Source organism: Zhihengliuella salsuginis (genome assembly GCF_014651715.1).
Taxonomy (GTDB): Bacteria; Actinomycetota; Actinomycetes; order Actinomycetales; family Micrococcaceae; genus Zhihengliuella; species Zhihengliuella salsuginis.
The window spans coordinates 64,264-87,006 of the sequence record NZ_BMXK01000009.1 but is presented as its reverse complement, the minus strand read 5'-3'; the positions used below and the strand labels follow the sequence as shown (position 1 = coordinate 87,006).

Here is a 22,743-nt window from a genome sequence, read left to right as displayed (position 1 = left end):
TCACAGCTCCAAGTGTAGGGGTGCGGGGGCTCGTTTGCAGTCCCCCGCGCAGGCCGGGGCGAGGTGCCTGCTGGTCATCGCGCCGCCTCCGCGGGTTCAGCCGTCACGGGCGCCGACAGGGCCTGCGTCAGGTGCCCCGGGAAGTCGGCCCCGACGCGCAGGACCACCCGGCACGTCGCCCCGGGGACGTCCGCGAGGCCACGGTAGCGTCCGCGCAGATCGCAGATCGTCTGGCCGCGCCCCGGCCCCTCCCCCGTGTCGACGACGACGGGCACCAGCGGGGCGGTGTCCGGGACCGCGCCGCCCAGGGCGATCGCCACTGCGAGCGGGTCGTGCATGGCGGAGCAGCCGCGGCCGAACACGTCCCGGTAGAACTCGAAGTAGTGGCCGAGCATCTCCGCGAGCAGGCGCGCCACCGGCTGGTCGGATCCGGCGAGCTGCTGCCGGTGGGGCTCCTCGAGCAGGTGCGCCATCGTCACGTCGAGCGGCACCAGCGTGACGGGCCAGCCGGCCGCGATCACGGCCTGCGCGGCCTCGGGGTCGTTGGCGATGTTGGCCTCCGCCACCGGGGACACGTTGCCCGGGGCGAGGGCCGCGCCGCCCATCACGGTGACGGACGCGACCAGCTCGGGCAGCCGCGGTTCGAGCTCGAGCGCGCGCGCGAGGTTGGTGAGCGGACCGATCGCGATGACCCGCAGCTCGCCCGGGGATTCCCGGGCGAGCGAGACCAGCAGCTCCGCCGCCGTCGTCTCCTCGACCGGCCGGTGCGCCGGCTCGAGCCGCACCCCGCCGATCCCGTTGCCGCCGTGCACGTGCGGCGCCCCGCCCGCGTACGCCCGGGTCAGGAAGTCGTGCTCTCCCACGGCGACGGGGACGTCGCCGCGCCCGAGCACGGCCAGCAGGTCGAGCGTGTTGCGGGCCGCCTGCGCGGCGTCGGTGTTGCCGCTGACGGTGCCTACGCCCCGCAGGTCGGCGTTCGGCTGCGCGACGAGGTAGGCGAGGGCGAGGGCGTCGTCGATCCCCGTGTCGCAATCGAGGTAGACGGGAGTGCGGGTCATGTGGGTTCCTTTCAGGGGAAGCGGTTCAGGCATCGGCGTCCGGCTTCGGGATCAGCAGCCCGACCGCGAACGCGGCGGCGGCGATGGAGACGGAGATCCACAGGGCGGGCCCGTAGCCGGTGTCGGCGGCGCGGGCCACGGACGGGGCGACGAGGACGACGCCGAGGCTGGCGCCGATGCCGAAGGAGGCGCCGTTGATCCCGGGCAGGGTCCCGGGCGCCTCCTTCGGGGACAGGAGGGCGGAGAGGCCGTTGATCGCGGTGAGGAAGAAGCCGTTGTAGAAGATGCCCAGGGCGGCGACGGCCGCGAGGACAACCCAGCGTTCCTCGACGAAGACCGCGGCGACGGCGGCCACCAGCAGCGTGAATCCGGACCCGATGCGCAGCGTGGTGACCCAGCCGATGCGGGCGGTCAGCCAGCCGGCCAGCGGGGCGGCGAAGACGCCGATCAGCGCCGCCGGCGTCAGGTAGAGGAGCGCGGCCGTCGACGGGGCCAGGCCGAAGCCGTGCTCGGAGTCCTGGCTGAGGACGACGATCGTGAAGTTCATGATGGCGAAGATGCCGGCGAGCGTCAGGACGGTGGAGGCGACGACTGTCCACACGGGGCGGGAGCGCAGGTGGTGCACGGCGATCAGCGGGGACGAGCGGCGCTGCTCCACCACGATGAAGAGAGCGAACGCGGCGGCCGTCGCGGCGAGCAGCGCGAGGGCCTTCGGCGAGGCCCAGCCCGACTCGGAGCCGGCGTTGACGAAGTAGGTCAAGGCGATGAGGAAGGCCGACAGCAGGGTCGCGCCCCACCAGTCCATCCGGCCGGTCGAGGCCTGCGCGTGCTTGGCCGGGACGATCCTGACGATCGCCACGGCCGCGATGGCGGCCAGGCCGAGGACGACCCAGAAGATCGAGCGGAAACCGAAGGACTCGGTCATGAGGCCGCCGAGGTAGCCGTCGAATCCGGCGACGCCGCCGTTCACCGAGGCCAGGACGCCGACCGCCGTTCCGAAGGCGGCGCGCGTCAGGTTCTCCTGCATCACGATGTAGCTGAGGGCGAAGATCGCGCTCGAGAATCCCTGCAGGAAGCGGCCGGCCACCAGGATCTCGAGGGTCGGAGCCGCGAGGCAGAGCATGGTTCCGAGCGACATGACCGCGATGACGATCAGGAGCGCCCGGCGGCGGCCGATGAAGTCGCTCCAGCGGCCCATCAGGGGGCCGGAGATCGCACCGGCGAGGAAGAACAGCGACTGGACCTGGGCCACGGACTCGGGGCCGACGCCGAAGTAGTCGGCGATGTCCGGGAGCGCCGGCGTCACCATGGAGGCGTTCAGCTGGAAGGACAGGACGCCCAGCAGCAGGGCGCCCACGAGCGCGACGGTGCCGGGCCGGCGGCGCCCCGGGGGTGCGGTCTCGTGGGTCGCTGCCGGCGCCGCGGCGGCCCCGCGAGCGTCGCTCGGGGTGGTGGTGGGTTCAGGCACGGTCTGCACTCCTTCATCATGGTGATCCAAGACACTCTCTGCTGCGAGTTGTTATACAACCATGAATGACAGCTATGTGCAATAGCCGGTGCCCTGGCTCTGCCGCCCCTCCCCTAGACTGGTCGAGACCGCACCAGGACCAGTCGACTCGAGGTGGCATGTACTCTCCCGGCGATTTCCCGTGGGCTCTGCCCGTCCAGGCGACCCCGGGGGTACCTTTGCGCGTCGCCGCCTACTCCCGCATCTCCGAGGCGATCCGTGATGGCCAGCTGGCTCCGGGGGCGCTCCTGCCGACGGAGAGCGAGCTCGGGCAGCTCATGAACGTGTCCCGAACCGTGGTGCGGGAGGCCCTCATGCTCCTCGAGGAGGACGGCCTGGTGCGCGCCCGCCGCGGGGTCGGCCGCTTCGTCTCGCCGTCGCTGCCGCGCATCGGGATCGAGCGCATCCACCCCTACGAAGAGGTCTTCGCCCAAGACGGACAGCCCGTCGCGATCGTGTCCCATTCGATCCTGCGCCAGCCGGCGTCGGACTTCGTCGCGCCGCGCATCGGCGTCGCCATCGGGACCGAGTGCGTCATGTGGGAATCGGTGCTCGCGCGCGCCGGCGAGCCGGTCGCCCATCTGCAGGAGCACGTCGCCGTCGCGGCCCTCGAGGGGCCTCGGGCGGTGGCGACGGCGGAGGAGACGGCCGGCGCCCCGGAGCAGTCGACGCTGCTCGCCCGGTTCCTCCGCGCCCTCGGACCGGGATTCGGCCGCGGCGAGTGCGAGATCTCGGCGGCGCCGGTCGGGGCCACGCGGGCAGAGCCCCTCGCCCTGGCGGACGAGGACCCGGTTCTCGTGCTGACGCAGACCGTGACCCGCGGCAACGCCCCGTTCTACCTGTCCAAGTGCGCTGTCCCCGCGCGCGCCGGGCACCTGACGCTCAAGCAGACCTGACGCGACAGGTCAGGATTCGGTCCCGCCGACGACCGGACCGCGGGCGGTACGGCGGATCTGGCGGCGGCGCAGGACGGCGTAGATGATCCGGTCGATCAGATAGCCGATCAAGAAGGCGATGAGCACGGAGACGACGACTGCGAGCAGTTTGTGCTCCTCGAACCAGCGCCCCGCGAGGGCGCCGATCGCCACCGAGTAGGCCGCCCACACGGTGCAGGCCACCGCGTCCAGCGAGGCGAACCGGCGCCAGGGGTAGCGGGTCGCCCCGGCGGTGAAGTTCACGGCCGTCCGGCCCAGGGGGATGAACCGCGCGGTGAAGACGAGCAGGGCCCCGCGGACCACGAGCTCCCTGCGGGCGAAGGCGAGCACCTTCCGCGCGCGGGGGCCGCGCATCCAGCCGACCCGGTCGACGCCGATGGCGGCCCCCATCCGGTAGGCGACCTGATCGCCGAGAAAAGCCCCGACCGCGCCGATGACGGCGAGCCAGACGAGGTCCTGCGTCCCGGCCGTGACTGAGACGCTGGCGAGCCCGACGAGCAGCGACTCGCTGGGGACGAGCGGGAAGAACGCGTCGATCCCGCAGAAGAGGAAGACGACGCCGAGGACCCACCATTCGCCGGACGCGGACATGATCGCGTCGTTGATCGCCTCGAGCACTCGTGCCCCCCTTGCTGTTCGCCGGTGTGCTGCCGCGCCGTCCGTCCGATGCGTTCGGCGCCCACTCCTATTCTGACGCGTTGCGGTGGCATTCGGTTCCCCCGCAGGGATGATTCAGGGGCGGGCCCGGGTCATCCCCCACCCGTGGTTCAGGCGATGCGGTCGATGATCAGGCGCTGGTCGGGCCGGTCGCCCTCCGGCACGATCACGGCGGCCCCCTCCAGCGCCTCCACGGCCCGGCCGAACTTCTCCGGCGTGTCGGTCAGGAGGGTCATGAGCGGCTGGCCGCGGCGGACGACGTCGCCCGGCTTGGCGTGCATGCGCACGCCGGCTCCCGCCTGGACGACGTCCTCCTTGCGCGCCCGGCCCGCGCCGAGCCGCCACGCTGCGATGCCGACCTGCAGGGCGTCGAGTTCCGCGACCACGCCGTCGGCCGGCGCGTAGAGCACCTCGGACTCCTTCGCCACGGGCAGCGCGGCATGCGGGTCCCCGCCCTGTGCGGCGATCATCGCGTTCCACACGTCCATCGCCCGGCCGTCCGCGAGCGCTGCGGCCGGATCGGCGTCGTGCACGCCCGCGGCTGCCAGCATCTCCTCGGCCAGGCGCACGGTGAGCTCGACGACGTCGGCGGGGCCGCCGCCGGCGAGCACCTCGACCGACTCCTCGACCTCGATCGCGTTGCCGGCCGTCAGGCCCAGCGGCGTCCGCATGTTGGTCATCAGCGCGACCGTCTTCACGCCGGCGTCGGTGCCGAGGGCGACCATCGTCTCGGCCAGTTCACGGGCCGAGGCCTCGTCTTTCATGAACGCCCCGGAACCGACCTTCACGTCGAGGACGAGGGCGCCGGTGCCCTCGGCGATCTTCTTGGACATGATGGAGGACGCGATCAGCGGGATGGCCTCCACGGTTCCGGTCACGTCGCGCAGGGCGTACAGCTTCTTGTCGGCCGGTGCGAGGCCCGACCCGGCCGCGCAGATGACCGCACCGGTGCCCTGGAGCTGGTCGAGCATCTGCTCGTTGCTCAGGCCGGCGCGCCAGCCCGGGATGGATTCGAGTTTGTCCAGCGTGCCGCCGGTGTGGCCGAGACCGCGGCCGGAGAGCTGCGGGACCGCCACGCCGAACGCGGCGACGAGCGGGGCGAGCGGCAGCGTGATCTTGTCGCCGACGCCGCCGGTGGAGTGTTTGTCGGCGGTCGCCATGACGGCGCCGCCCGGGGTGCGCAGCGACGAGAAGTCCATGCGCTCGCCCGAGGCGATCATCGCGTGCGTCCAGCGGGCGATCTCCGCCCGGCTCATACCGTTGAGCAGGATCGCCATGTTCAGCGCCGACATCTGCTCGTCGGCGATCGCCCCGCGCGTGTATGCATCGATGGTCCAGTCGATCTGCGCGTCGGAGAGGGCGCCGCGGTCGCGCTTGGTGCGGATGATGTCGACGGCGTCGAACGCTTCGGTGCTCATGGTGTGCCTTTCGGTAGTTCAGTACTCGACGAGGTCGTCCGGGCCGAAGGCATCGGGCAGGACCTGGTCCATCGTCCTGATGCCGCTGACGGTCATCAGCTCCATCCCCGGCGCGCGGTGCTCGAACAGCAGCTGCCGGCAGCGGCCGCACGGCATGAGGACCCCGCCGTCGCCGCCGACGCAGAAGAAGGCGCGGAGCCGGCCGCCGCCGGTCATGTGCAGCTGGCCAATCATGGTGCACTCGGCGCAGAGGACCACGCCGTAGGCGGCGTTCTCGACGTTGCACCCGCTGATCACGCGCCCGTCGTCGGTGAGCGCGGCCGCGCCGACCGGGAACCTCGAGTACGGGGCGTAGGCCCGTCGCATGGCCTCCGTGGCGGCCTCCCTCAGGCCGTCCCACTCGGCGTCGGTGATCTGCTCTGCGCTCACGGGCTACCCCTTCACATACGGTTGGCCGGACGCCGCCGGCGCCCGGGAGGCGCCCACCAGTCCCGCGACGGCGAAGATCGTGATGACATACGGAAGCATCGCCAGGAACTGGCTCGGCACGTCCGTGCCGGCCTGGCTGAGCACGTACTGCAGGTTGGTCGCGAAGCCGAAGAGCAGCGAGGCGAAGAACGCGCCGATCGGATTCCAGCGCCCGAAGATCAGGGCCGCGAGGGCGATGAAGCCGGTGCCGGCGGTCATGTCGCGCGAGAACTGCGAGACGGAGACCAGCGTGTAGAAGCTGCCGCCGAGGCCGGCGACGGCGCCGCCCAGGAGCACGTTGAGCACGCGGGTGCGGTTGACGTTGATCCCGACCGTGTCGGCGGCTTTCGGGTGCTCGCCGACGGCGCGGACGCGCAGGCCCCAGCGCGTCTTGTAGAGGCCGAACCACAGCACGCCGACGGCGACGAACATCAGGTAGCCGAGCGCGGTCTGGTCGAACAGGAGCGGGCCGAGGATCGGGATCTCGCTCAGGCCCGGGATCGCGACCGACGGCAGGCGCGGCGGCGAGTTGAGGCCGCTGTTGTTCGAGAACAGGGTCCCGAAGAGGAACCCGGTCAGGCCGGAGACGAACACGTTGAGCACGACGCCGACGATGATCTGGTTGACGCGGTACTTGACCGCGAACAGGGTCAGGAGGCTGGAGACGGCCACGCCGCCGATGGCCGCCGAGACCATGGCGCCGACGACCGAGCCCGAGAGCGAGCCGCCGAGCGCAGCGGCGAACGCGCCCAGGAGCAGCTGCCCCTCGATCGCGATGTTGACGACGCCGGAGCGCTCCGCCAGTACGCCGCCGAGCGACCCGTAGACCATCGGCAGGGCGAGCGCGAGCGAACCGGTCAGCAGCGAGAGCAGCGAGATGGCCGAGGCCCGCGAGGAGCCGACGAGCCAGATGAGAATGCCGATGACGAACAGGAGCGCGAAGACCGCGGGCACCCAACCGGCGAGGCGGCGGGCGCTCTTCTCGCTCCAGAAGGCGTACGCGGCCCCGGCGATCAGCAGGACGGCGATGATCCACCCGGCCGCAGCGACCGGCACGGTGAGCAGCGGCAGCTGGATGGCGTCGCCCGAGGAGGACAGACGGAAGGACGCGGTGCCGCCCGGGGAGAGGAACCCGAAGAGGACGAGGCCGACGGCGGCGCCGAGCCCGTAGAGGGTCAGCGCGCGCTTGTTCATGACGTGGACCGCGCCGGTCGCGGAGGCGGTTGCAGTGCTCACTTGTCTCCTCCTGCGGTGGCTGCGACGGCGGCGTCCCTGCCGGGCGTCCGGGGTTTCCTCTTTTTGCGCTGCCCGAGGCCGAAGATCGAGCGGACCAGCGGCGGTGCGGCGATGAAGAGCACGATCAGCGACTGGACGACCAGCACGATGTCGATCGGCGTCCCGGTCGCGACCTGCATGGTCACGCCGCCGGCACGGAAGGCGCCGAAGAGCAGCGCAGCGAAGAAGACCCCGATCGGGTTGGAGCGGCCGAGCAGGGCCACCGTGATCGCGTCGAAGCCGATGGACGCGGCCACGGACTCGGTGAGGAAGCGCTCGGTGCCGTTCACCTGGGCGGCGCCGGCCATGCCGGCCAGCGCACCGGCGATCACCATCGCCAGGACCGTGACCTTGAACGTGTTGATTCCGGCCGTGCGTGCGGCGTGCCGGTTCGATCCGACGGCCTTGATCTCGAAGCCGAGCGTCGACCGGTTCATGAGCCACCAGACCAAGGCGGTCGCGGCCACCGCGACGAGGAAGCCCAGGTGCAGGCGGAACTCGTCGCCGAGCAGCTCCGGGTACATGGCCGACCCGTTGACCTGCGGGCTGACCGGGTTCGTCGACCCGGGCCGCTGCAGCACGGGAGTGTTCAGGAGGTAGGCCAGCAGGTTCAGGGCCACGTAGTTGAGCATGATCGTCAGGATGACCTCGTGCGCACCGGTGCGCGCCTTGATCCACCCGACGAGGCCGCCCCAGAGGGCGCCGCCGAGGATCGAGCCGAGAATGACCAGGAGCAGGTGCACCGGCCAGGCGAGGTCCAGCGTGAACCCGATCCAGGTGGCGAACATGGCGCCGAGGATCAGCTGGCCCTGCGCGCCGATGTTGAACAGGCCGGCGCGGAAGGCGACGGCCACGCCGAGGGAGGCCGTCAGCAGGGGCGTCGCATAGGTGAGCGTCTCGGTCAGCGGCTTGATCATCGCCGTGAACGTCGAGGCGTCGTAGTTGAAGACCGCACCGCGGAACATGGCCGCGTACGAGTTCGCGGCCGCGTTCCAGGCGGCGGCGAGCGTGTCGAGCGGGCGGGCGAAGAAGTAGGTCGTGGCCGACGTCGTCTTCTCGTCCGTGGCGGCGATCAGGATGCCGCCGACGATGAAGGCGGCGACGATGGCCAGCACGGAGACGACCGCGCCGGAGGCGCGCAGCCGGTCGATGAAGGATGGGGTTTCGGGACTCATGCGATGCCTCCGGGCAGCTGCGGCTCGTCGTTTTCCGTGGTGGCCAGTCTGGCGGCGTCCGCCTCGGCGAGGGCCTCCTCCGCCGTGGACCCGGCCATCATCAGCCCCAGCACGTCGCGGCTGGTGTTGCCGGGGACGATGCCCATGACCTTGCCGTGGAACAGCACGGCGATCCGGTCGCCGAGCTCGGCGACCTCGTCGAGCTCGGTCGAGACCACGATGACCGGTACGTCCTTGTCGCGCTCGGCGAGGATTCGGCGGTGCAGGAACTCGATCGATCCGACGTCGACGCCGCGTGTCGGCTGGGACGCGATGAACAGGTTCAGCTCGCGCGAGAACTCGCGGGCGAGCACGACCTTCTGCTGGTTGCCGCCCGAGAGCTGGCTGGCCGTGTGCAGCGCCGACTGGGTGCGGATGTCGAACTCGCCGATCTTGGCCTCGGCGTTCTCGGCGATGAACGCGGGCTGCAGGGAGCCGCCCCTGGCCACGGGGTGGCGGTCGTACCGGTTGAGGATGAGGTTGTCGGCGATCGTGAAGTCGCCGATGACGCCGTCGGTGCTGCGGTCCTCGGGGACGTAGCCGACGCCGGAGTTCACGATCTGCTTGGTCGAGCGGCCCAGCAGTTCGACGCCGTCGAGCCTGATCGACCCGGTCGTGTGGTCCGTCAGGCCCATGACGGCCTCCACGAGCTCGGTCTGGCCGTTGCCCTGGACGCCGGCGACGGCGAGGATCTCGCCCTTCCTCACGTCCAGCGAGACGTGGTCGAGGGTCGGCACGCCCAGGCTGTCGATGACCGTGAGGTCGCGGATCTCGAGGGCGACGTCGGTGCCGTCGGAGTGCTGGCGGCCCAGCGAGAGGTCGACGGAGCGCCCCACCATGAGCGAGGCCAGCTCCATCGCGTCGGCGCTCGGATCGGCGGTCCCGACGACCTTGCCGCGCCGGATGACCGTGATCTCGTCGGAGATGGCCTTGACCTCGCGCAGCTTGTGGGAGATGAAGATGATCGAGGTGCCGTCCCCCTTGAGCTGGCGGATGATGTCCATCAGCTCGTCGGTCTCCTTCGGCGTCAGCACCGCCGTCGGCTCGTCGAGGATCAACAGGTCCGCCTTGCGGACCAGCGCCTTGATGATCTCGACGCGCTGCTGCACGCCGACGGGCAGGTCCTCGACGAGTGCGTCGGGATCCACGTGGAATCCGTACTGGTCGGAGATCTCGCGGATCGCCTTCCGCGTCTTCTCCAGGTCGAGGATGCCGGCGCCCTTCGTGCGCTCGTCGCCGAGGGCGACGTTCTCCGCCACCGTGAAGACCGGGACGAGCATGAAGTGCTGGTGCACCATGCCGATGCCCGCCGCCATGGCGTCGCCGGGCCCGCGGAAGTGCACGGGCTTCCCGTCGACGAGGATCTCCCCCTCAGTCGGCTCGTAGAGCCCGTAGAGGACGTTCATCAGTGTCGACTTGCCGGCGCCGTTCTCGCCGAGAAGGGTGTGCACTTTCCCCTCGTCGACGACCAGGTCGATGCTGTCGTTGGCGACGAAGCCGCCGAAGGCCTTGGTGATGCCTTTGAGTTCCAGTTTCATGCGTCTTCCCGACCGTAGTTGCCGTGGCCTGTGGCGGTTGCCGTGAGTGGGGCGCGAATAAGGCCGGGGGCGATCCTATCGCCCCCGGCCGTACCCGTCATCTGGTCATTCGATCAGCCGAGCGGGTCGATCTCACCGGCGATGATCTGCTCCTTCAGCGCGTCCAGCTCGCCCTGCAGGCCGTCCGGCAGTTCCGACTCGAACTCGTAGAACGGGGCGATACCGACTCCCTCGTTCTCCAGGGTGCCGACGTAGGCCTCGGAGGCGAACTCGTCGTTGACGTCCATCTCAATGGACTCGAAGACCGTCAGGCCCATGTTCTTCATGACGGAGGTCAACACGGCGGTGTCGCCGCCGTTGGCGTACTCGTGGCCGTCGGTGTCGACCCAGACGACGGCGTCGTCCTCGTTCGCGGACTCGTTGACCGCGTCGACCGCGGTCTGCCCGAGCGGGCCGGCGACCGGCATGATGACGTCGACGTCCGAGTTCAGGAAGTTCTCGGAGATCTGCTTGGCCTTGACGGTGTTGGAGAAGTCGCCGACGAAGGTGTCCATCCCCTCGACCTCGACCTCTGCCCCCTTGTCCTCGTTGTACTTCATGACTCCCTGCTCAAAGCCGAACATGAAGTCCGTAACCGTGGGGATCTCCCCACCACCGAAGGTGCCGACCTTGCCCGTCTTCGAGTAGGCGGCTGCCGTGTACCCGGCCAGGTACGCTGCTTCCGCGGTGTTGTAGTTCAGGGTGCGCATGTTCTCTGGCAGCTCTTCGTAGCCGTAGTCGACGACCACGAAGTTGGTCTCGGGATTGGCCTCCGCGGCGTCGACCGGAAGGTCCTCGAACTTAAATCCGGCCGTGACGATCATGTCGCAGCCGGCATCCACCATCTGGTTGACGTTCGGTCCCATGTCCGTCGAGGAGTTCGACTCGGCCTCGCGGGTCTGCACGCCCAGCTCCGACTCGGCCTGCAGCAGGCCCTCGTGGGAGGCCTGGTTGAACGACCCGTCATCGAAGCCGCCTTCGTCGGAGACCATGCACGCGGTGTAGTCGATCTCCTCGGCGGCTCCGCTGCCGCCCTCCTCCGGTGCGGAACCGCAAGCGGTCAAGACCAGAGCGGACGCGCCGAGGATGGCTGCCGCTGCACCCGTGGAGCGCTTGATGCGCAGTGAATTCTTCAATGTTCCTCCGTTTGACGTGCCCCTCAGGACCGCCTCCGAAAGGCGACTCTCGAAGGCCCTGGTGCGAGTCGGGATAGGGCCCGGCCGGGGTTGCGAAGGCTCCCCCCACCGGAAGTGGTGAATGTAACAAAGAGTAACGCCCTTGCGTGCGCCCTGTCAGCCTGCGGAGGCCGACGTGCAGCAATCGTTGAGAATCCGTTACCGACGGGTAGACCACCGGCCTCGCGGGCCCTACTCGGCGAGGCGGCCGGTCGCGGCCTCCAGCGCGGCCCGGACCGCGGCGGCGGCCATGACGCGCACGCCGACGCCGATCGCCCGCTCGTCCGGGGTGTAGTCCCCGCGGTGCAGGTCGTACGTCTCGCCCCCGGGCGTCCGCGTGCCGAGGCGGAGCATCGACCCGGGCACCTTCTGCGTCATCCAGGCGAAGTCCTCGCCGCCCATCGACTGGGGCGTCAGGACGATCGCGTGGGCGCCGATCTCGGCGCGGGCGGCCGACTCGATCAGCTCGGTCTCGGCCGACGCGTTCATGACCGGGGGCACGCCCCGCAGGTGCTCGAGCTTCACATCGACACCGAACGGCTGGGCGACCTGCTGCACGACCTCGTCGAGCATGTCGCCGGCGGCCTCCCAGACCTCGGCGTCCAGGCAGCGCATGGTGCCGGCCAGGTAGCCGGCGGACGGGATGGCGTTCGGCGCGGAGCCGCCGCTGATCTGGCCCCATACGACGGATACGCCGCTGCGGACGTCGACCCGGCGGTTCAGCACCGCGGGGACGTCGACGGCGACCTTGGACAGGGCGAACACGAGGTCCTCGGTGAGGTGCGGGCGCGAGGTGTGGCCGCCGCGCCCGGTCAGCTCGAGTTTGATGGTGTCGGCGGCCGAGGTGATCGCGCCGATGCGCGTGCCGATCGTCCCCGCGTCGATGCGCGGGTCGCAGTGCAGCGCCAGCACGCGCGGGACGTCGTCGAGGATCCCCTGCCGGATGACGGCCAGGGCGCCGCCCGGCATGCGCTCCTCGGCGGGCTGGAAGATGACCCGCACACGGGAGGCCAGCTTGCCGGCGTCGTGCATCTTCTTGAGCGTGAGGGCCACGCCCAGCGCGACCGTCGTGTGGATGTCGTGGCCGCAGGCGTGGCACACCCCCGCGGTGGTGGACGCGTACTCCAGGCCGGTCTCCTCGACGACCGGCAGCGCGTCGATGTCGGCCCGCAGCGCGAGCGCGACGGGGCCCTCGCCCACGTCGACCCACGCACCCGTGCCCTCGAGGCGCTGCGGCACGAGCCCGACGCCGGCCAGCGCCGCGACGATCTTGTCCGTGGTGCGGTGCTCGTGGAAGGAGAGCTCGGGGTTCGCGTGCACGTCGCGCCGGAACGCGACGAGGTCCTCGAGGAGGGGGTCCACCCAGGGTCCGACCGCGGGCACGCCCGCCGTCGTCAGGGCGCGCCCGGGCGCGCCCTCCGGGTGCTGGGTTGCATTCTCGCCTGTGCCGTTCACAGTCCACACCTTAATACGTACGACGGCGGCGGGCCGCTTTGATTGCGTCGGCCCGTCGCGCGCCGTGCGCGGGTTGATTCAGAGTACGTCGACCTGACCGGAGGCCTTGAGCGCCTCGACGGCCTGTTTGACCTGCTGGGCGTGGTCCCGGGTCGTCACGAGGAGCGCGTCCGGGGTGTCCACGATGACCACGTCGTCGATCCCGATGAGGGCGATCACGCGCTTCGAATCGGAGACCACGACCCCGGAGGCCTGGTCGGAGTAGACGCGGGCACCGTCGCCGAGGACCGTGAGGTCGCTGTTCTCGCTGGCCGGGTTGAGGCGCCCGATCGCCGCGAAGTCGCCGACGTCGTCCCACGTGAAGATCCCCGGCACCATGGCGACGTCGCCCGCCGCGGCGGCCGGTTCGGCGACGGCGTAGTCGATGGCGATCTTCGGCAGCGTGGGCCAGACGCGCTCGATGACCGCCTGGCGGTCGTCGCCGTCCCACGCGGCGGCGATCTCCTGCAGGCCGGCGTGGAGCTCCGGCTGGTTGAGTTCCAGGTGCTTGAGCATCAGGGACGTCGGGGCGACGAACATGCCGGCGTTCCAGAGGTAGTCGCCGCTGGCGAGGTAGGTGCGGGCGACGTCCTCGCTCGGCTTCTCGACGAACTCGGCGACGTCCGTCGCGCTCGGCGCCCCTTCGATGTCCAGGCGACCGCCCTGGCGGATGTACCCGAAGCCGGTCGACGGCAGGGTGGGCCGGATGCCGATGGTCACGATCTTGCCGGTGGCCGCCGTGTGGATCGCCTCGCGGACGGCCTCGAGGAAGACCTCGAGCGGGCCCACCACCTGGTCCGCGGCGAACGATCCCATGATCGTCTCCGGATCGCGGCGGTGCAGGATCGCCGCGGCCAGGCCGATGGCGGCGGCCGAATCCTTCGGCTCGCTCTCCAGCAGCAGGTTGTGATCGTCCAGCTCCGGGAGCTGCTCGCAGACGGCCCCGCGGTGCGCCGTTCCTGTGACCACCATGATCCGCTCCCCCGCCAGCGGGGTCAGGCGGTCGTACGTGGCGCGGATCAGCGTGCTGCCGCTCCCCGTCAGGTCGTGCAGGAACTTCGGCGCAGCCGCACGGGAGAGCGGCCAGAGCCGGGTGCCGACACCGCCGGCGGGGATAACACCGTAAAAACGATCAAGAATGTCTGTGGCCATGCCTAGAAGGCTAAACGACGCGGTTTCGATTCGGATACAGGCTGGCCGAGATTTAGCGCATGGTTGTGTTGCGGAATTGACCTGAAAATTCGCGAATTCTCCGGGTTCCGTCATGACCCTGTGAGCCTTCTCACATGCCGGGCACGATTGTCGGAGCAGGATTGTGTTCGTGCACTAAGATCGGGCAGGAACGCTCACGCACCGGCGTTAATTCTTTGTGCGGAAGCCGCACAAGCGCCCTGCGATGCATGGAGGTTATTTCAGTGTCGAAGACTTCGTCAGGCACCCTCTACCGCGGCCGCGAAGGCATGTGGTCCTGGGTCGGGCACCGGATTACCGGTGTCGTCATTTTTTTCTTCCTCTTGGTACACGTTCTGGACACCTCGCTTGTTCGGGTGTCCCCGGGTGCCTATGACGCAGTCATCGGCACGTACCAGAATCCGCTGATGGCTTTCGGCGAGACGGCCCTCGTCGCCGCCATCCTGTTCCACGCCTTCAACGGCCTGCGACTGATCCTCGTGGACTTCTGGAAGCAGGGACCGAAGTTCCACCGGCAGCTCCTGTGGGGCGTCCTCGTCATCTGGGCCGTCGCGACCATCGGATTCGCCGCCCGCCACCTCACCCTCGCACTCGGAGGTCACTAAGCCATGGCGACGACTACAGAGTTCGTTCCCCCGCGTTCCGGCCGGATCGACAAGAAGTACAACAGGGTCCCTGGCAAGAAGGGCAACTTCGAGATGGTCGCGTGGCTCTTCATGCGCATCTCCGGCCTGTTCCTGGTGGTCCTGATCTTCGGCCACCTCATCACCAACCTGCTGGTCGGCGACGGCATCAACGGCCTCGACTTCGGGTTCGTCGCGGGCAAGTGGGCCGACCCGCTCTGGCAGTTCTGGGATCTGGCCATGCTCTGGCTGGCCATGCTGCACGGCACGAACGGCGTGCGCACGATCATCAACGACTACGCCGACAAGGACCGCACCCGCTTCTGGCTGAAGATGGTGCTCTACTTCGCGACGGTCGTCATCGTGGTGCTGGGCACCCTGGTGATCTTCACGTTCGACCCGTGCATCCCGGGCTCCCCGCTCGAGGTCTGCAACTAACCCCGGCGTTCGCGCCGAACCAGCTTTTACAGAAGAGAGAGCATCCGGTATGCAGGTACACAAGTACGACGTCGTCATCGTCGGCGCCGGTGGCGCGGGCATGCGCGCAGCCATCGAATCCGGCCAGCGCGCTCACACGGCGGTACTGACCAAGCTTTATCCCACCCGTTCGCACACGGGTGCCGCACAGGGCGGCATGTGCGCCGCCCTCGCCAATGTCGAAGAGGACAACTGGGAGTGGCACACGTTCGACACCATCAAGGGCGGCGACTACCTCGTCGACCAGGACGCAGCCGAGATCATGGCCAAGGAGGCCATCGACGCGGTGCTGGACCTGGAGAAGATGGGCCTGCCGTTCAACCGCACGCCCGAGGGCAAGATCGACCAGCGCCGCTTCGGCGGGCACACACGCGACCACGGCAAGGCACCGGTCCGCCGCGCCTGCTACGCCGCCGACCGCACGGGTCACATGATTCTGCAGACCCTCTACCAGAACTGCGTCAAGCACAACGTCGAGTTCTACAACGAGTACTACGCGCTCGATCTCCTGACCGTCGAGGAGGAGGCCACCCGCGAGGACGGCTCCACCTACCTGCAGAAGCGCGTGGCCGGCGTCGTCTCCTACGACCTCGCCACGGGCGAGCTTCACGTCTTCCAGGCCAAGTCCGTCGTGTTCGCCTCCGGCGGCGCCGGCAAGGTCTTCAAGACGACGTCGAACGCCCACACGCTGACGGGCGACGGCATGGGCATCGCCTTCCGCCGCGGCATCCCCCTCGAGGACATGGAGTTCGTCCAGTTCCACCCGACCGGCCTGGCCGGCCTCGGCATCCTCCTCTCCGAGGCGGCCCGCGGCGAGGGCGGCATCCTCCGCAACTCGGAGGGCGAACGCTTCATGGAGCGCTACGCGCCGACCATCAAGGATCTGGCGCCGCGCGACATCGTGGCCCGTTCGATGGCCAACGAGGTCCGCGAGGGCCGCGGCTGCGGTCCCGACAAGGACTACGTCCTGCTCGACCTGACGCACCTGGAGCCGGCGCACATCGATGCCAAGCTCCCGGACATCACCGAGTTCGCGCGCACCTACCTGGGTGTGGAGCCCTACACCGAGCCGGTCCCGGTCTTCCCGACCGCGCACTACGTCATGGGCGGCGTCCCGACGAACATCCAGGGCGAGGTCCACCAGGACAACGACCACACGATCCCGGGCCTCTACGCGGCCGGCGAGGTCGCGTGCGTCTCCGTGCACGGCTCGAACCGTCTCGGCACCAACTCGCTGCTGGACATCAACGTGTTCGGCAAGCGGGCCGGCACGTACGCGGCCGAGTACGCCAAGACGGCGGACTTCGTGGACCTCCCGGAGAACCCGCTCGTCGAGACCCAGGCGCTCCTGGACAACGTGCGCCAGGCTGACGGCACCGAGCGCATCGCCGCGATCCGCAAGGATCTGCAGGACACCATGGACGCCAACATGCAGGTCTTCCGCACCGGAGACACCATCAAGAAGGCCGTCAAGGACATCGAGGGCCTGCGCGAGCGCTACGCCAACATCAGCATCCAGGACAAGGGCAAGCGCTTCAACCTGGATCTGCTCGAAGCCGTCGAACTCGGCTTCCTGCTGGACCTCGCCGAGGTCATGTCGGTGTCCGCTCTGGGCCGCGAGGAATCGCGCGGCGGACACTTCCGCGAGGACTTCCCGGACCGCGATGACGAGCGGTTCATGAAGCACTCGATGGTGTACAAGGACGAGACGGCCGAGATGCAGGGGATCAAGGGCCTGCGCTTCGACACGAAGCCGGTCACCTTCACCCGTTACCAGCCGATGGAGCGTAAGTACTAATGAGCACTGAAGCAGTAGAACCAGCATCCAAGATCGACCTCGCGGCCGTTGGCGGCGGCGGGGGCGAGATCCCGCAGTTCGACATCACGCTGCGCGTCCGCCGGTACAACCCCGAGGTCTCCGAGGAGGCCGAGTGGGAGGACTTCACGCTGACGATGTTCGGCACGGACCGCGTCCTCGACGCCCTGCACAAAGTCAAGTGGGAGCACGACGGCTCGCTGTCGTTCCGCCGCTCCTGCGCCCACGGCATCTGCGGGTCCGACGCCATGCGCATCAACGGCCGCAACCGCCTCGCCTGCAAGACCCTGCTCAAGGACCTGGACACGTCCAAGCCCATCACGGTCGAGGCCATCAAGGGCCTGCCGGTCGAGAAGGACCTGATCGTGGACATGGAGCCGTTCTTCCAGTCCTATCGCGAGATCATGCCGTTCCTCGTCTCCAAGGGCCACGAGCCCTCGGGCGAGCGCTACCAGTCCCCCGAGGACCGCGAGCGCTACGACGACACCACCAAGTGCATCCTCTGCGCCGCGTGCACGTCCTCCTGCCCGGTGTTCTGGACCGACGGCCAGTACTTCGGCCCGGCTGCGATCGTGAACGCGCACCGCTTCATCTTCGACAGCCGCGACGACGCCGGCGACATGCGTCTGGAGATCCTCAACGACAAGGAAGGCGTGTGGCGCTGCCGCACCACCTTCAACTGCACCGAGGCGTGCCCGCGCGGCATCCAGGTGACCAAGGCCATCGCCGAGGTCAAGCAGGCCGTCCTGGCCCGCTCCATGTAACTCGGACGCGCACCGACGACGGCGGGGCCGGCGAATTCACCACGAGTTCGCCGGCCCCGCCGTCGTTTGGGCTCACGTGACGACCGCTCTAGACTGAGTGCGTGGCCACCGAGAAATGTACTTTCACCAGCGCAAGCGGCGCGGAGTTGACCGCCGCAATCGACCACCCGGAGGGCCCGGTCAAGGGCTGGGGCCTCATGTCGCACGGGTTCACGCTCGGCAAGGACTCGCTTGCGACCGCGCGCGTCTGCCGCGGCCTGGCCCAGCACGGGATCGGCATGCTGCGCTTCGACAACCTCGGACTCGGCGAATCCGAGGGCGACTTCGCGGACACGTCCTTCAGCCTGAAGGTCCAGGACACGATCCGCGCGGCGGGGGCCCTCCGCGAGCGCGGCCACGAGCCAGAGCTGCTCGTCGGACACTCGATGGGCGGAGCCGCCGCCATCGCCGCCGCACAGGAGATCCAGCCGAACGCGATCGCGACGATCGGCGCACCATTCGACCCCGGACACGTCGTCCACAACTTCGAACACCTCATGGAGGAGATCGAATCGGCCGGCAGCGCCGAGCTCAAGCTCGGCCCCCGCCGGCTCGAGATCACCCGCGCGTTCATCGAGGACGTCCAGGCCCACGACCTCACCGGGTTCATCTCCAGCCTCAAGGCCCCGCTCATGGTGATCCACTCCCCGACGGACAACACGGTCGGGCTGGAGAACGCCGGGAAGATCTTCGTGAAAGCCAAGCACCCGAAGTCGTTCTTCTCCCTCGACGGAGCAGACCACCTGCTCACCAAGCGGGTCCACGGCCAGCGCGCGGCGAACATGATCGCGGCGTGGGCCGAGCAGTACTTCGCCGACTCGGAGTAGTCTCCTAGCCCTCCCAGCCCTCTTCAGCCGTCCTCGGGGCGGCCTGCGCCCTCCGCAGCTGGGCCTTCTGGCGCAGGCTGAGGCGCGCTCCCCCGGCGGCGAGCCGTTCCGCCTCCACGTCGGCGGAGCGCACTGAGCCCCACGACGCGGCGATCAGGTAGACCTGGCTGAGCAGGAAGAACCAGATGAAGAGGCCGAGGATCACCGCGAACGGGGCGAGCAGTTCATTCCCGTCGCCAACGCTGCCAAGGAGAACCGAAGAGAAGGTCCGCAGGAGCGTCGACCCGGCGCCGGCGATCAACGAGGCCTCGAACAGGGCCCGCCGCGGCATGCTGATCGACGACGCGAGCCGGAACAGGATGACGGCGACGAGCATGTCCAGCAGCAGCATGACCAGCAGCGGCACGGAACGGGTCATGACCCGCCCGAACGACGAGTCGATGTTCAGCAGGTCGATGATCCAGTCCAGCGCCGCGCCGGCCACGAAGCCGAGGCCGCTCGTGACGACGAGCCCGACGCCGAGGACGAGCAGGACGCCGAAGTCGCGGAGCTTGGCCAGCACCGGATTCATCTCGACCGTGGCGAGGCCGGAGACCCCGCGCATCCCCTCGCGCAGGCCCTTGATCCAGCCGAGCGAGGTCAGCAGCCCGGCGGCGATCGAAATCGCGAGCGCCCAACCGAAGCCACGCCCGTTGTCGAAGAGCTGCTCTGGTTTCGCCAGTCCGCCGTCCCCGGTGTCGATCAGGCCGGGCGTGCTCTCGTCGACCGTGCTCACGATCGTGTCCTGCAGCTCCTGATTGCCGGAGGCGATGATGCCGAAGATGGAGAACCCCGCCACGAGCAGCGCAGCGATGGAGAAGAACATGCGGTAGGCGGCTCCCGCGGCCATGAGCGGCCCGTGCCGCTGGGTGTAGACCGTCCAGACGCGCATGGGCCGGAACGCCTTCAGCTCGGCCAGCAGCCACATGGCCACGGCCAGCAGGCGTTTGACGAGGGACTGCCCCTCGCGCCGGCTCCGGCCGACGTCCGTGCGCTTGCCCAGCGCCGCCCGGCGCAGGTGGGCGCGGTCCAGCGCCTCGATCTCCGCGACCGAGGCCTGCTGCCCGTCCGCCGGATTCTTAGTTTTCGCGTCCGTTCGTGCCAAGAGTCAGCTCCTCGCTGAGCGTCCATTGTCCATCGTCATCGGTCGAGAAGAGCCCGATGCGTTCCACGACGAACTCGGCGTCGAAGTCCGCAAGCTCGTGGAGGGCCCGTTCCATGCCGTCCGGTGGTGCGTCATGTGCAACGGTAAGGTGCGGGTGATACTCGAACGCAACCTGGTGCTCCAAGGGCCCGTCACAGAGCCGCGCATGCAGGTTCCTGCAGGCGCCCTCCCCTTGGGCGACCTTGAGGTAGACGACCTCGCTCGCAGGCCGGAAGCTGGCGGTGCCGCGCAGCCGGATCGTGAAGGCGTCCGTCTGCGCGGCCACCCGTGCGACGTGCCGGTGCGCTTCGTCCCAGGCGCCGCTGGCGGCACCGGAGATCAGGGTGATGTGGGGGGCCTCGTGATCCGCGAAGGGATCGCCGAACGACGAGCGCAGCCGGCCGATCCGGCCGCTGAGGGCAGGCGGCAGCGCGATCACGATGCCCAGACTGAACCGGGCGCTCCCGCGGCCGATCGGCACGTCGCGTTGCTCCATACCCGCCAGCATAATGAGTTCGGCCCGGCTCGTGGGCTAGGCCGTGCCCTCGCCGGCGCGGCTGACGACGGCGGCCGCGTCCCTGCCGAGCTGGAGGAACCCGATGTTCCGGTACACGTCGTCGAGCGTCCGTGTGGCTACCTGACGGGCCTTCGACGCGCCGACGGCGAGCAGGCGGTCGAGCTCGGCCGGGTCGTCGAGGAGCTCGAACGTGCGCTCGCGCACCGGTTCCACGGCGGCGACGACGGCGTCCGCGACGTCGACCTTGAGGTGCCCGTACATCCTGCCCTCGTACTCGGGCACGAGCTGCTCCACGGTCCTGCCGGTCACGGTGGCGAGGATGTCGAGCAGGTTGGAGACGCCCGGCTTGTTCTCGCGGTCGTAGGCGACGACCGTCTGGTCGTCGGTCACGGCGGACTTGATGCGCTTGGCGATCGTCTTGGACGGGTCCAGGACGTTGATCAGGCCGTTGGGGCTCTCAGCAGACTTCGACATCTTCCGCGTCGGGGCCTGCAGGTCGTAGATGCGCGCCCCGCCCTGCGGGATGAACGCCTCGGGGACGCGGAAGGTCTCGCCGTACCGGTGGTTGAACCGGTTGGCGAGCGTGCGGGCGAGCTCGACGTGCTGGCGCTGGTCGTCGCCGACGGGAACCCCGTGCGGCTGGTAGAGCAGGATGTCGGCGGCCATGAGCATCGGATAGGTGAACAGCCCGACGCCGGCGTTCTCCACGCCGCCCTTGGCGGACTTGTCCTTGAACTGCGTCATCCGCGAGGCCTCGCCGAAGCCGGTCAGGCAGGTCATGACCCAGGCCAGCTGGGCGTGCTCGGGCACGTGCGACTGCACGAACAGGGTCGACGTGTCGACGTCGATGCCACCGGCGATGTACTGGGCCACGGTGCGGCGGGTGCGCTCGCGCAGCTCGACCGGGTCGTGGGCGGCGGTGATGGCGTGCATGTCCGGGACGAAGAAGAAGGCGTCGTACTCGTCCTGAGCCTTGACCCAGTTGACGAGTGCGCCGAGATAATTGCCCAGGTGCAGGGACTCGGCGGACGGCTGCATCCCCGACAGGACGCGCGGACGGTGGGTGCTGCTGGCTTCGAGCATCATGATCTTCCTTGGCGCGAGGTTCAGAACTGGTAGTCGACCACGACGGGCGCGTGGTCGGAGAAGCGCGTGTCGTAGCTCGGGGCCCGGTCGACGACGGCGTTGGCCGCCTTGGGCAGGAGCCCCGGCGTGGCCATGTGGTAGTCGATGCGCCATCCGGCGTTGTTGTCGAACGCCTGCCCGCGGTAGGACCACCAGCTGTAGGGGCCGTCGACGTCGCCGGCGAGTTCGCGGGCCACGTCCTTGTACCCGATCTCCTCGCCGAAGAACCGGTCGAAGTAGGCGATCTCCTCGTCCATGACACCCGAACGCTTGTTGTGGTTCGGCTTCCAGTTCTTGATGTCCCGCTCGGTGTGGCAGACGTTGAGGTCGCCGGTGACGAGCACGTGGTCGCTCGCCGCCTTCAGCTGCGGCATCCGCACGATCATCGCCTCGAGGAACTTGTACTTGTCGTCCTGCTTCTCGGTTCCGAGTTCGCCCGAATTCACGTAGGCGCTCGCAACGGTCAGCGTCTCGCCGCCGATCCGGAAGTCGGCCTCGACCCAGCGGCCCGCATCGGCGAAGTACTCCTCGCCGATGTCGCCGCGGACGGCGACCGGCTCCGCGCGGGAGGCGATGGCCACGCCGGCGCGCCCCTTGGCGGCGGCCTCGGCGTGCAGGATGTGCCATCCGTCGCCGATCAGCTCGCGCACGATCGCGTCGGGGGCGCGGACCTCCTGCAGGTTCAGAATGTCGACGTCGCGGTCGACGAGCCAGTCGGCCATGCCCTTCTTGTAGGCCGCGCGGATCCCGTTGACGTTCACGGACGCGACACGCAGGGCGCCGGCGGGCTTGGCGGGGTGGTTCACGGTTTCAGCAGCTACGACGTCACTCACCTGGACCACATTACCCGTTCGGGTGCGTGGGCTAGTCCACGATGTCGCCGGAGAGCGGCTCGCCGTCCCCGCGCTTCGACCCCTTGCCGTCCTTCATCATGCCGCGTGCGTTGTGGGCGGTGATCTCGATGGTCTCGACGGCGCGGTCGACCATCCCCCGCGCCTCCTCGCCGTCCTGGCCGAGGTACTCCTTCACGACGCCGGCCTGGACCTCGACGATCTTGAACGAGTGGTCCAGCTTCATGTCGCGGGCCCTAGTCGACTCGTCGACGACCGTGGTCGCGCCGCCCGTCTGCTTGGCCATGTCGGCGCGCACTCCGGCGACCTGCTCCTGCATCTTCTTGGCACCGCGGGAGATGCCGAAGACGAGGAAGGCCGAGAGCAGCAGCCAGCCCAGCGAGATGATGACGACCAGCCAGCCGATCACGTCGTTCTGATTGGCGGCGAACACGACGGCCACCAGGAACACCGTCACCATCACCGCGAGTGCGATCGTGCTGGCCTTGATGGTGATCTTGCTGTCTTGCATGGTCCTGTTCTTTCCAGCCGCGTTGGTCGCGGCCGATCCGC

Annotated in this window: 22 protein-coding genes; 6 read left to right on the top strand and 16 right to left on the bottom strand. The window is 69.1% G+C overall.

The annotated features are described in order from the left end of the window. Positions 1 to 74: 74 nt before the first annotated feature. The gene (locus tag IE069_RS11200; RefSeq protein WP_189350530.1) at positions 75 to 1,058 is read right to left on the bottom strand and encodes a nucleoside hydrolase; all 984 of its coding nucleotides are present in this window, start codon (positions 1,056 to 1,058) and stop codon (positions 75 to 77) included. Positions 1,059 to 1,083: 25 nt separating this feature from the next. Beyond that, positions 1,084 to 2,526, bottom strand: a complete 1,443-nt coding sequence (locus tag IE069_RS11195; RefSeq protein WP_189350528.1) for an MFS transporter — start codon at positions 2,524 to 2,526, stop codon at positions 1,084 to 1,086. 158 nt (positions 2,527 to 2,684) lie between these two features. On the opposite strand from IE069_RS11195, the gene IE069_RS11190 reads away from it, so the two are divergent. Then, the gene (locus IE069_RS11190) at positions 2,685 to 3,461 is read left to right on the top strand and encodes a GntR family transcriptional regulator (RefSeq protein WP_189350526.1); all 777 of its coding nucleotides are present in this window, start codon (positions 2,685 to 2,687) and stop codon (positions 3,459 to 3,461) included. 9 nt (positions 3,462 to 3,470) lie between these two features. On the opposite strand, the gene IE069_RS11185 is transcribed toward IE069_RS11190, so the two are convergent. The 9 genes from IE069_RS11185 to IE069_RS11145 form a co-directional block, all read right to left on the bottom strand. Continuing rightward, on the bottom strand, positions 3,471 to 4,118 hold the full coding sequence (locus IE069_RS11185; RefSeq protein ID WP_229791102.1) for a DedA family protein: 648 nt from the start codon (positions 4,116 to 4,118) through the stop codon (positions 3,471 to 3,473). Between the two features lie 149 nt (positions 4,119 to 4,267). Continuing rightward, positions 4,268 to 5,575 (bottom strand): thymidine phosphorylase, encoded by a 1,308-nt coding sequence (locus IE069_RS11180; protein ID WP_189350524.1) that lies wholly within the window; start codon positions 5,573 to 5,575, stop codon positions 4,268 to 4,270. An 18-nt stretch (positions 5,576 to 5,593) separates the two neighbouring features. Further along, positions 5,594 to 6,004 (bottom strand): cytidine deaminase, encoded by a 411-nt coding sequence (locus IE069_RS11175; RefSeq protein WP_268245177.1) that lies wholly within the window; start codon positions 6,002 to 6,004, stop codon positions 5,594 to 5,596. A gap of 3 nt (positions 6,005 to 6,007) precedes the next feature. Then, entirely contained in the window at positions 6,008 to 7,237 is a 1,230-nt protein-coding gene (locus tag IE069_RS11170; RefSeq protein ID WP_189350708.1) for an ABC transporter permease, read from the bottom strand. 38 nt (positions 7,238 to 7,275) lie between these two features. Next, positions 7,276 to 8,493: an ABC transporter permease gene (locus tag IE069_RS11165; protein WP_189350522.1), complete on the bottom strand. Its 1,218-nt coding sequence runs from the start codon at positions 8,491 to 8,493 to the stop codon at positions 7,276 to 7,278. Then, positions 8,490 to 10,070, bottom strand: coding sequence for an ABC transporter ATP-binding protein (locus tag IE069_RS11160; RefSeq protein ID WP_189350520.1), 1,581 nt, complete (start codon positions 10,068 to 10,070; stop codon positions 8,490 to 8,492). Before IE069_RS11160 ends, IE069_RS11165 begins: the two co-directional genes overlap by 4 nt. A gap of 113 nt (positions 10,071 to 10,183) precedes the next feature. Further along, entirely contained in the window at positions 10,184 to 11,245 is a 1,062-nt protein-coding gene (locus IE069_RS11155; RefSeq protein WP_229791101.1) for a BMP family lipoprotein, read from the bottom strand. Between the two features lie 231 nt (positions 11,246 to 11,476). Next, positions 11,477 to 12,682 (bottom strand): amidohydrolase, encoded by a 1,206-nt coding sequence (locus IE069_RS11150; protein WP_189350704.1) that lies wholly within the window; start codon positions 12,680 to 12,682, stop codon positions 11,477 to 11,479. Positions 12,683 to 12,817: 135 nt separating this feature from the next. Beyond that, positions 12,818 to 13,930 carry a mannose-1-phosphate guanylyltransferase gene (locus tag IE069_RS11145; protein WP_189350518.1) on the bottom strand — a complete coding sequence of 371 codons (1,113 nt, stop codon included), beginning with the start codon at positions 13,928 to 13,930 and terminating at the stop codon, positions 12,818 to 12,820. Positions 13,931 to 14,178: 248 nt separating this feature from the next. Between IE069_RS11145 and sdhC the strand changes: the two genes are divergently transcribed. The 5 genes from sdhC to IE069_RS11120 all read left to right on the top strand — a co-directional run bounded on the left by sdhC (position 14,179) and on the right by IE069_RS11120 (position 18,515). After that, positions 14,179 to 14,574, top strand: coding sequence for a succinate dehydrogenase, cytochrome b556 subunit (gene sdhC / locus IE069_RS11140; protein ID WP_189350702.1), 396 nt, complete (start codon positions 14,179 to 14,181; stop codon positions 14,572 to 14,574). 3 nt (positions 14,575 to 14,577) lie between these two features. Further along, positions 14,578 to 15,030 carry a succinate dehydrogenase hydrophobic membrane anchor subunit gene (locus IE069_RS11135; protein WP_189350516.1) on the top strand — a complete coding sequence of 151 codons (453 nt, stop codon included), beginning with the start codon at positions 14,578 to 14,580 and terminating at the stop codon, positions 15,028 to 15,030. 49 nt (positions 15,031 to 15,079) lie between these two features. After that, complete coding sequence (gene sdhA, locus IE069_RS11130) at positions 15,080 to 16,867, top strand: succinate dehydrogenase flavoprotein subunit (protein ID WP_189350514.1); 1,788 nt, start codon at positions 15,080 to 15,082, stop codon at positions 16,865 to 16,867. After that, entirely contained in the window at positions 16,867 to 17,649 is a 783-nt protein-coding gene (locus IE069_RS11125) for a succinate dehydrogenase iron-sulfur subunit (RefSeq protein ID WP_189350512.1), read from the top strand. Before sdhA ends, IE069_RS11125 begins: the two co-directional genes overlap by 1 nt. A gap of 101 nt (positions 17,650 to 17,750) precedes the next feature. Next, positions 17,751 to 18,515: an alpha/beta hydrolase family protein gene (locus IE069_RS11120; protein WP_229791100.1), complete on the top strand. Its 765-nt coding sequence runs from the start codon at positions 17,751 to 17,753 to the stop codon at positions 18,513 to 18,515. Positions 18,516 to 18,519: 4 nt separating this feature from the next. On the opposite strand, the gene IE069_RS11115 is transcribed toward IE069_RS11120, so the two are convergent. The 5 genes from IE069_RS11115 to IE069_RS11095 all read right to left on the bottom strand — a co-directional run bounded on the left by IE069_RS11115 (position 18,520) and on the right by IE069_RS11095 (position 22,702). Next, on the bottom strand, positions 18,520 to 19,659 hold the full coding sequence (locus tag IE069_RS11115) for a YihY/virulence factor BrkB family protein (RefSeq protein ID WP_189350510.1): 1,140 nt from the start codon (positions 19,657 to 19,659) through the stop codon (positions 18,520 to 18,522). Next, positions 19,634 to 20,194: a 2'-5' RNA ligase family protein gene (locus tag IE069_RS11110; protein ID WP_189350508.1), complete on the bottom strand. Its 561-nt coding sequence runs from the start codon at positions 20,192 to 20,194 to the stop codon at positions 19,634 to 19,636. The genes IE069_RS11115 and IE069_RS11110 overlap by 26 nt, the downstream gene beginning before the upstream one ends. A 36-nt stretch (positions 20,195 to 20,230) precedes the next feature. Further along, on the bottom strand, positions 20,231 to 21,301 hold the full coding sequence (gene trpS / locus IE069_RS11105) for a tryptophan--tRNA ligase (protein ID WP_189350506.1): 1,071 nt from the start codon (positions 21,299 to 21,301) through the stop codon (positions 20,231 to 20,233). Between the two features lie 20 nt (positions 21,302 to 21,321). Then, a complete protein-coding gene (locus tag IE069_RS11100) occupies positions 21,322 to 22,062 on the bottom strand; it encodes an exodeoxyribonuclease III (RefSeq protein WP_373287814.1) in 741 nt (246 codons plus the stop codon). Between the two features lie 142 nt (positions 22,063 to 22,204). Next, on the bottom strand, positions 22,205 to 22,702 hold the full coding sequence (locus tag IE069_RS11095; RefSeq protein ID WP_189350504.1) for a hypothetical protein: 498 nt from the start codon (positions 22,700 to 22,702) through the stop codon (positions 22,205 to 22,207). Positions 22,703 to 22,743: the final 41 nt, after the last annotated feature.

What these genes read in the sequence shown, in the direction of transcription:
- IE069_RS11200 (WP_189350530.1), bottom strand. Translation starts at nt 1,058, where the DNA reads ATGACCCGCACTCCCGTCTACCTCGATTGCGACACGGGGATCGACGAC.
- IE069_RS11190 (WP_189350526.1), top strand. Translation starts at nt 2,685, where the DNA reads ATGTACTCTCCCGGCGATTTCCCGTGGGCTCTGCCCGTCCAGGCGACC.
- IE069_RS11180 (WP_189350524.1), bottom strand. Translation starts at nt 5,575, where the DNA reads ATGAGCACCGAAGCGTTCGACGCCGTCGACATCATCCGCACCAAGCGC.
- IE069_RS11170 (WP_189350708.1), bottom strand. Translation starts at nt 7,237, where the DNA reads ATGAACAAGCGCGCGCTGACCCTCTACGGGCTCGGCGCCGCCGTCGGC.
- IE069_RS11165 (WP_189350522.1), bottom strand. Translation starts at nt 8,493, where the DNA reads ATGAGTCCCGAAACCCCATCCTTCATCGACCGGCTGCGCGCCTCCGGC.
- IE069_RS11160 (WP_189350520.1), bottom strand. Translation starts at nt 10,070, where the DNA reads ATGAAACTGGAACTCAAAGGCATCACCAAGGCCTTCGGCGGCTTCGTC.
- IE069_RS11145 (WP_189350518.1), bottom strand. Translation starts at nt 13,930, where the DNA reads ATGGCCACAGACATTCTTGATCGTTTTTACGGTGTTATCCCCGCCGGC.
- sdhC (WP_189350702.1), top strand. Translation starts at nt 14,179, where the DNA reads ATGGAGGTTATTTCAGTGTCGAAGACTTCGTCAGGCACCCTCTACCGC.
- IE069_RS11135 (WP_189350516.1), top strand. Translation starts at nt 14,578, where the DNA reads ATGGCGACGACTACAGAGTTCGTTCCCCCGCGTTCCGGCCGGATCGAC.
- sdhA (WP_189350514.1), top strand. Translation starts at nt 15,080, where the DNA reads ATGCAGGTACACAAGTACGACGTCGTCATCGTCGGCGCCGGTGGCGCG.
- IE069_RS11125 (WP_189350512.1), top strand. Translation starts at nt 16,867, where the DNA reads ATGAGCACTGAAGCAGTAGAACCAGCATCCAAGATCGACCTCGCGGCC.
- IE069_RS11110 (WP_189350508.1), bottom strand. Translation starts at nt 20,194, where the DNA reads ATGGAGCAACGCGACGTGCCGATCGGCCGCGGGAGCGCCCGGTTCAGT.
- trpS (WP_189350506.1), bottom strand. Translation starts at nt 21,301, where the DNA reads ATGATGCTCGAAGCCAGCAGCACCCACCGTCCGCGCGTCCTGTCGGGG.
- IE069_RS11100 (WP_373287814.1), bottom strand. Translation starts at nt 22,062, where the DNA reads ATGGCCGACTGGCTCGTCGACCGCGACGTCGACATTCTGAACCTGCAG.
- IE069_RS11095 (WP_189350504.1), bottom strand. Translation starts at nt 22,702, where the DNA reads ATGCAAGACAGCAAGATCACCATCAAGGCCAGCACGATCGCACTCGCG.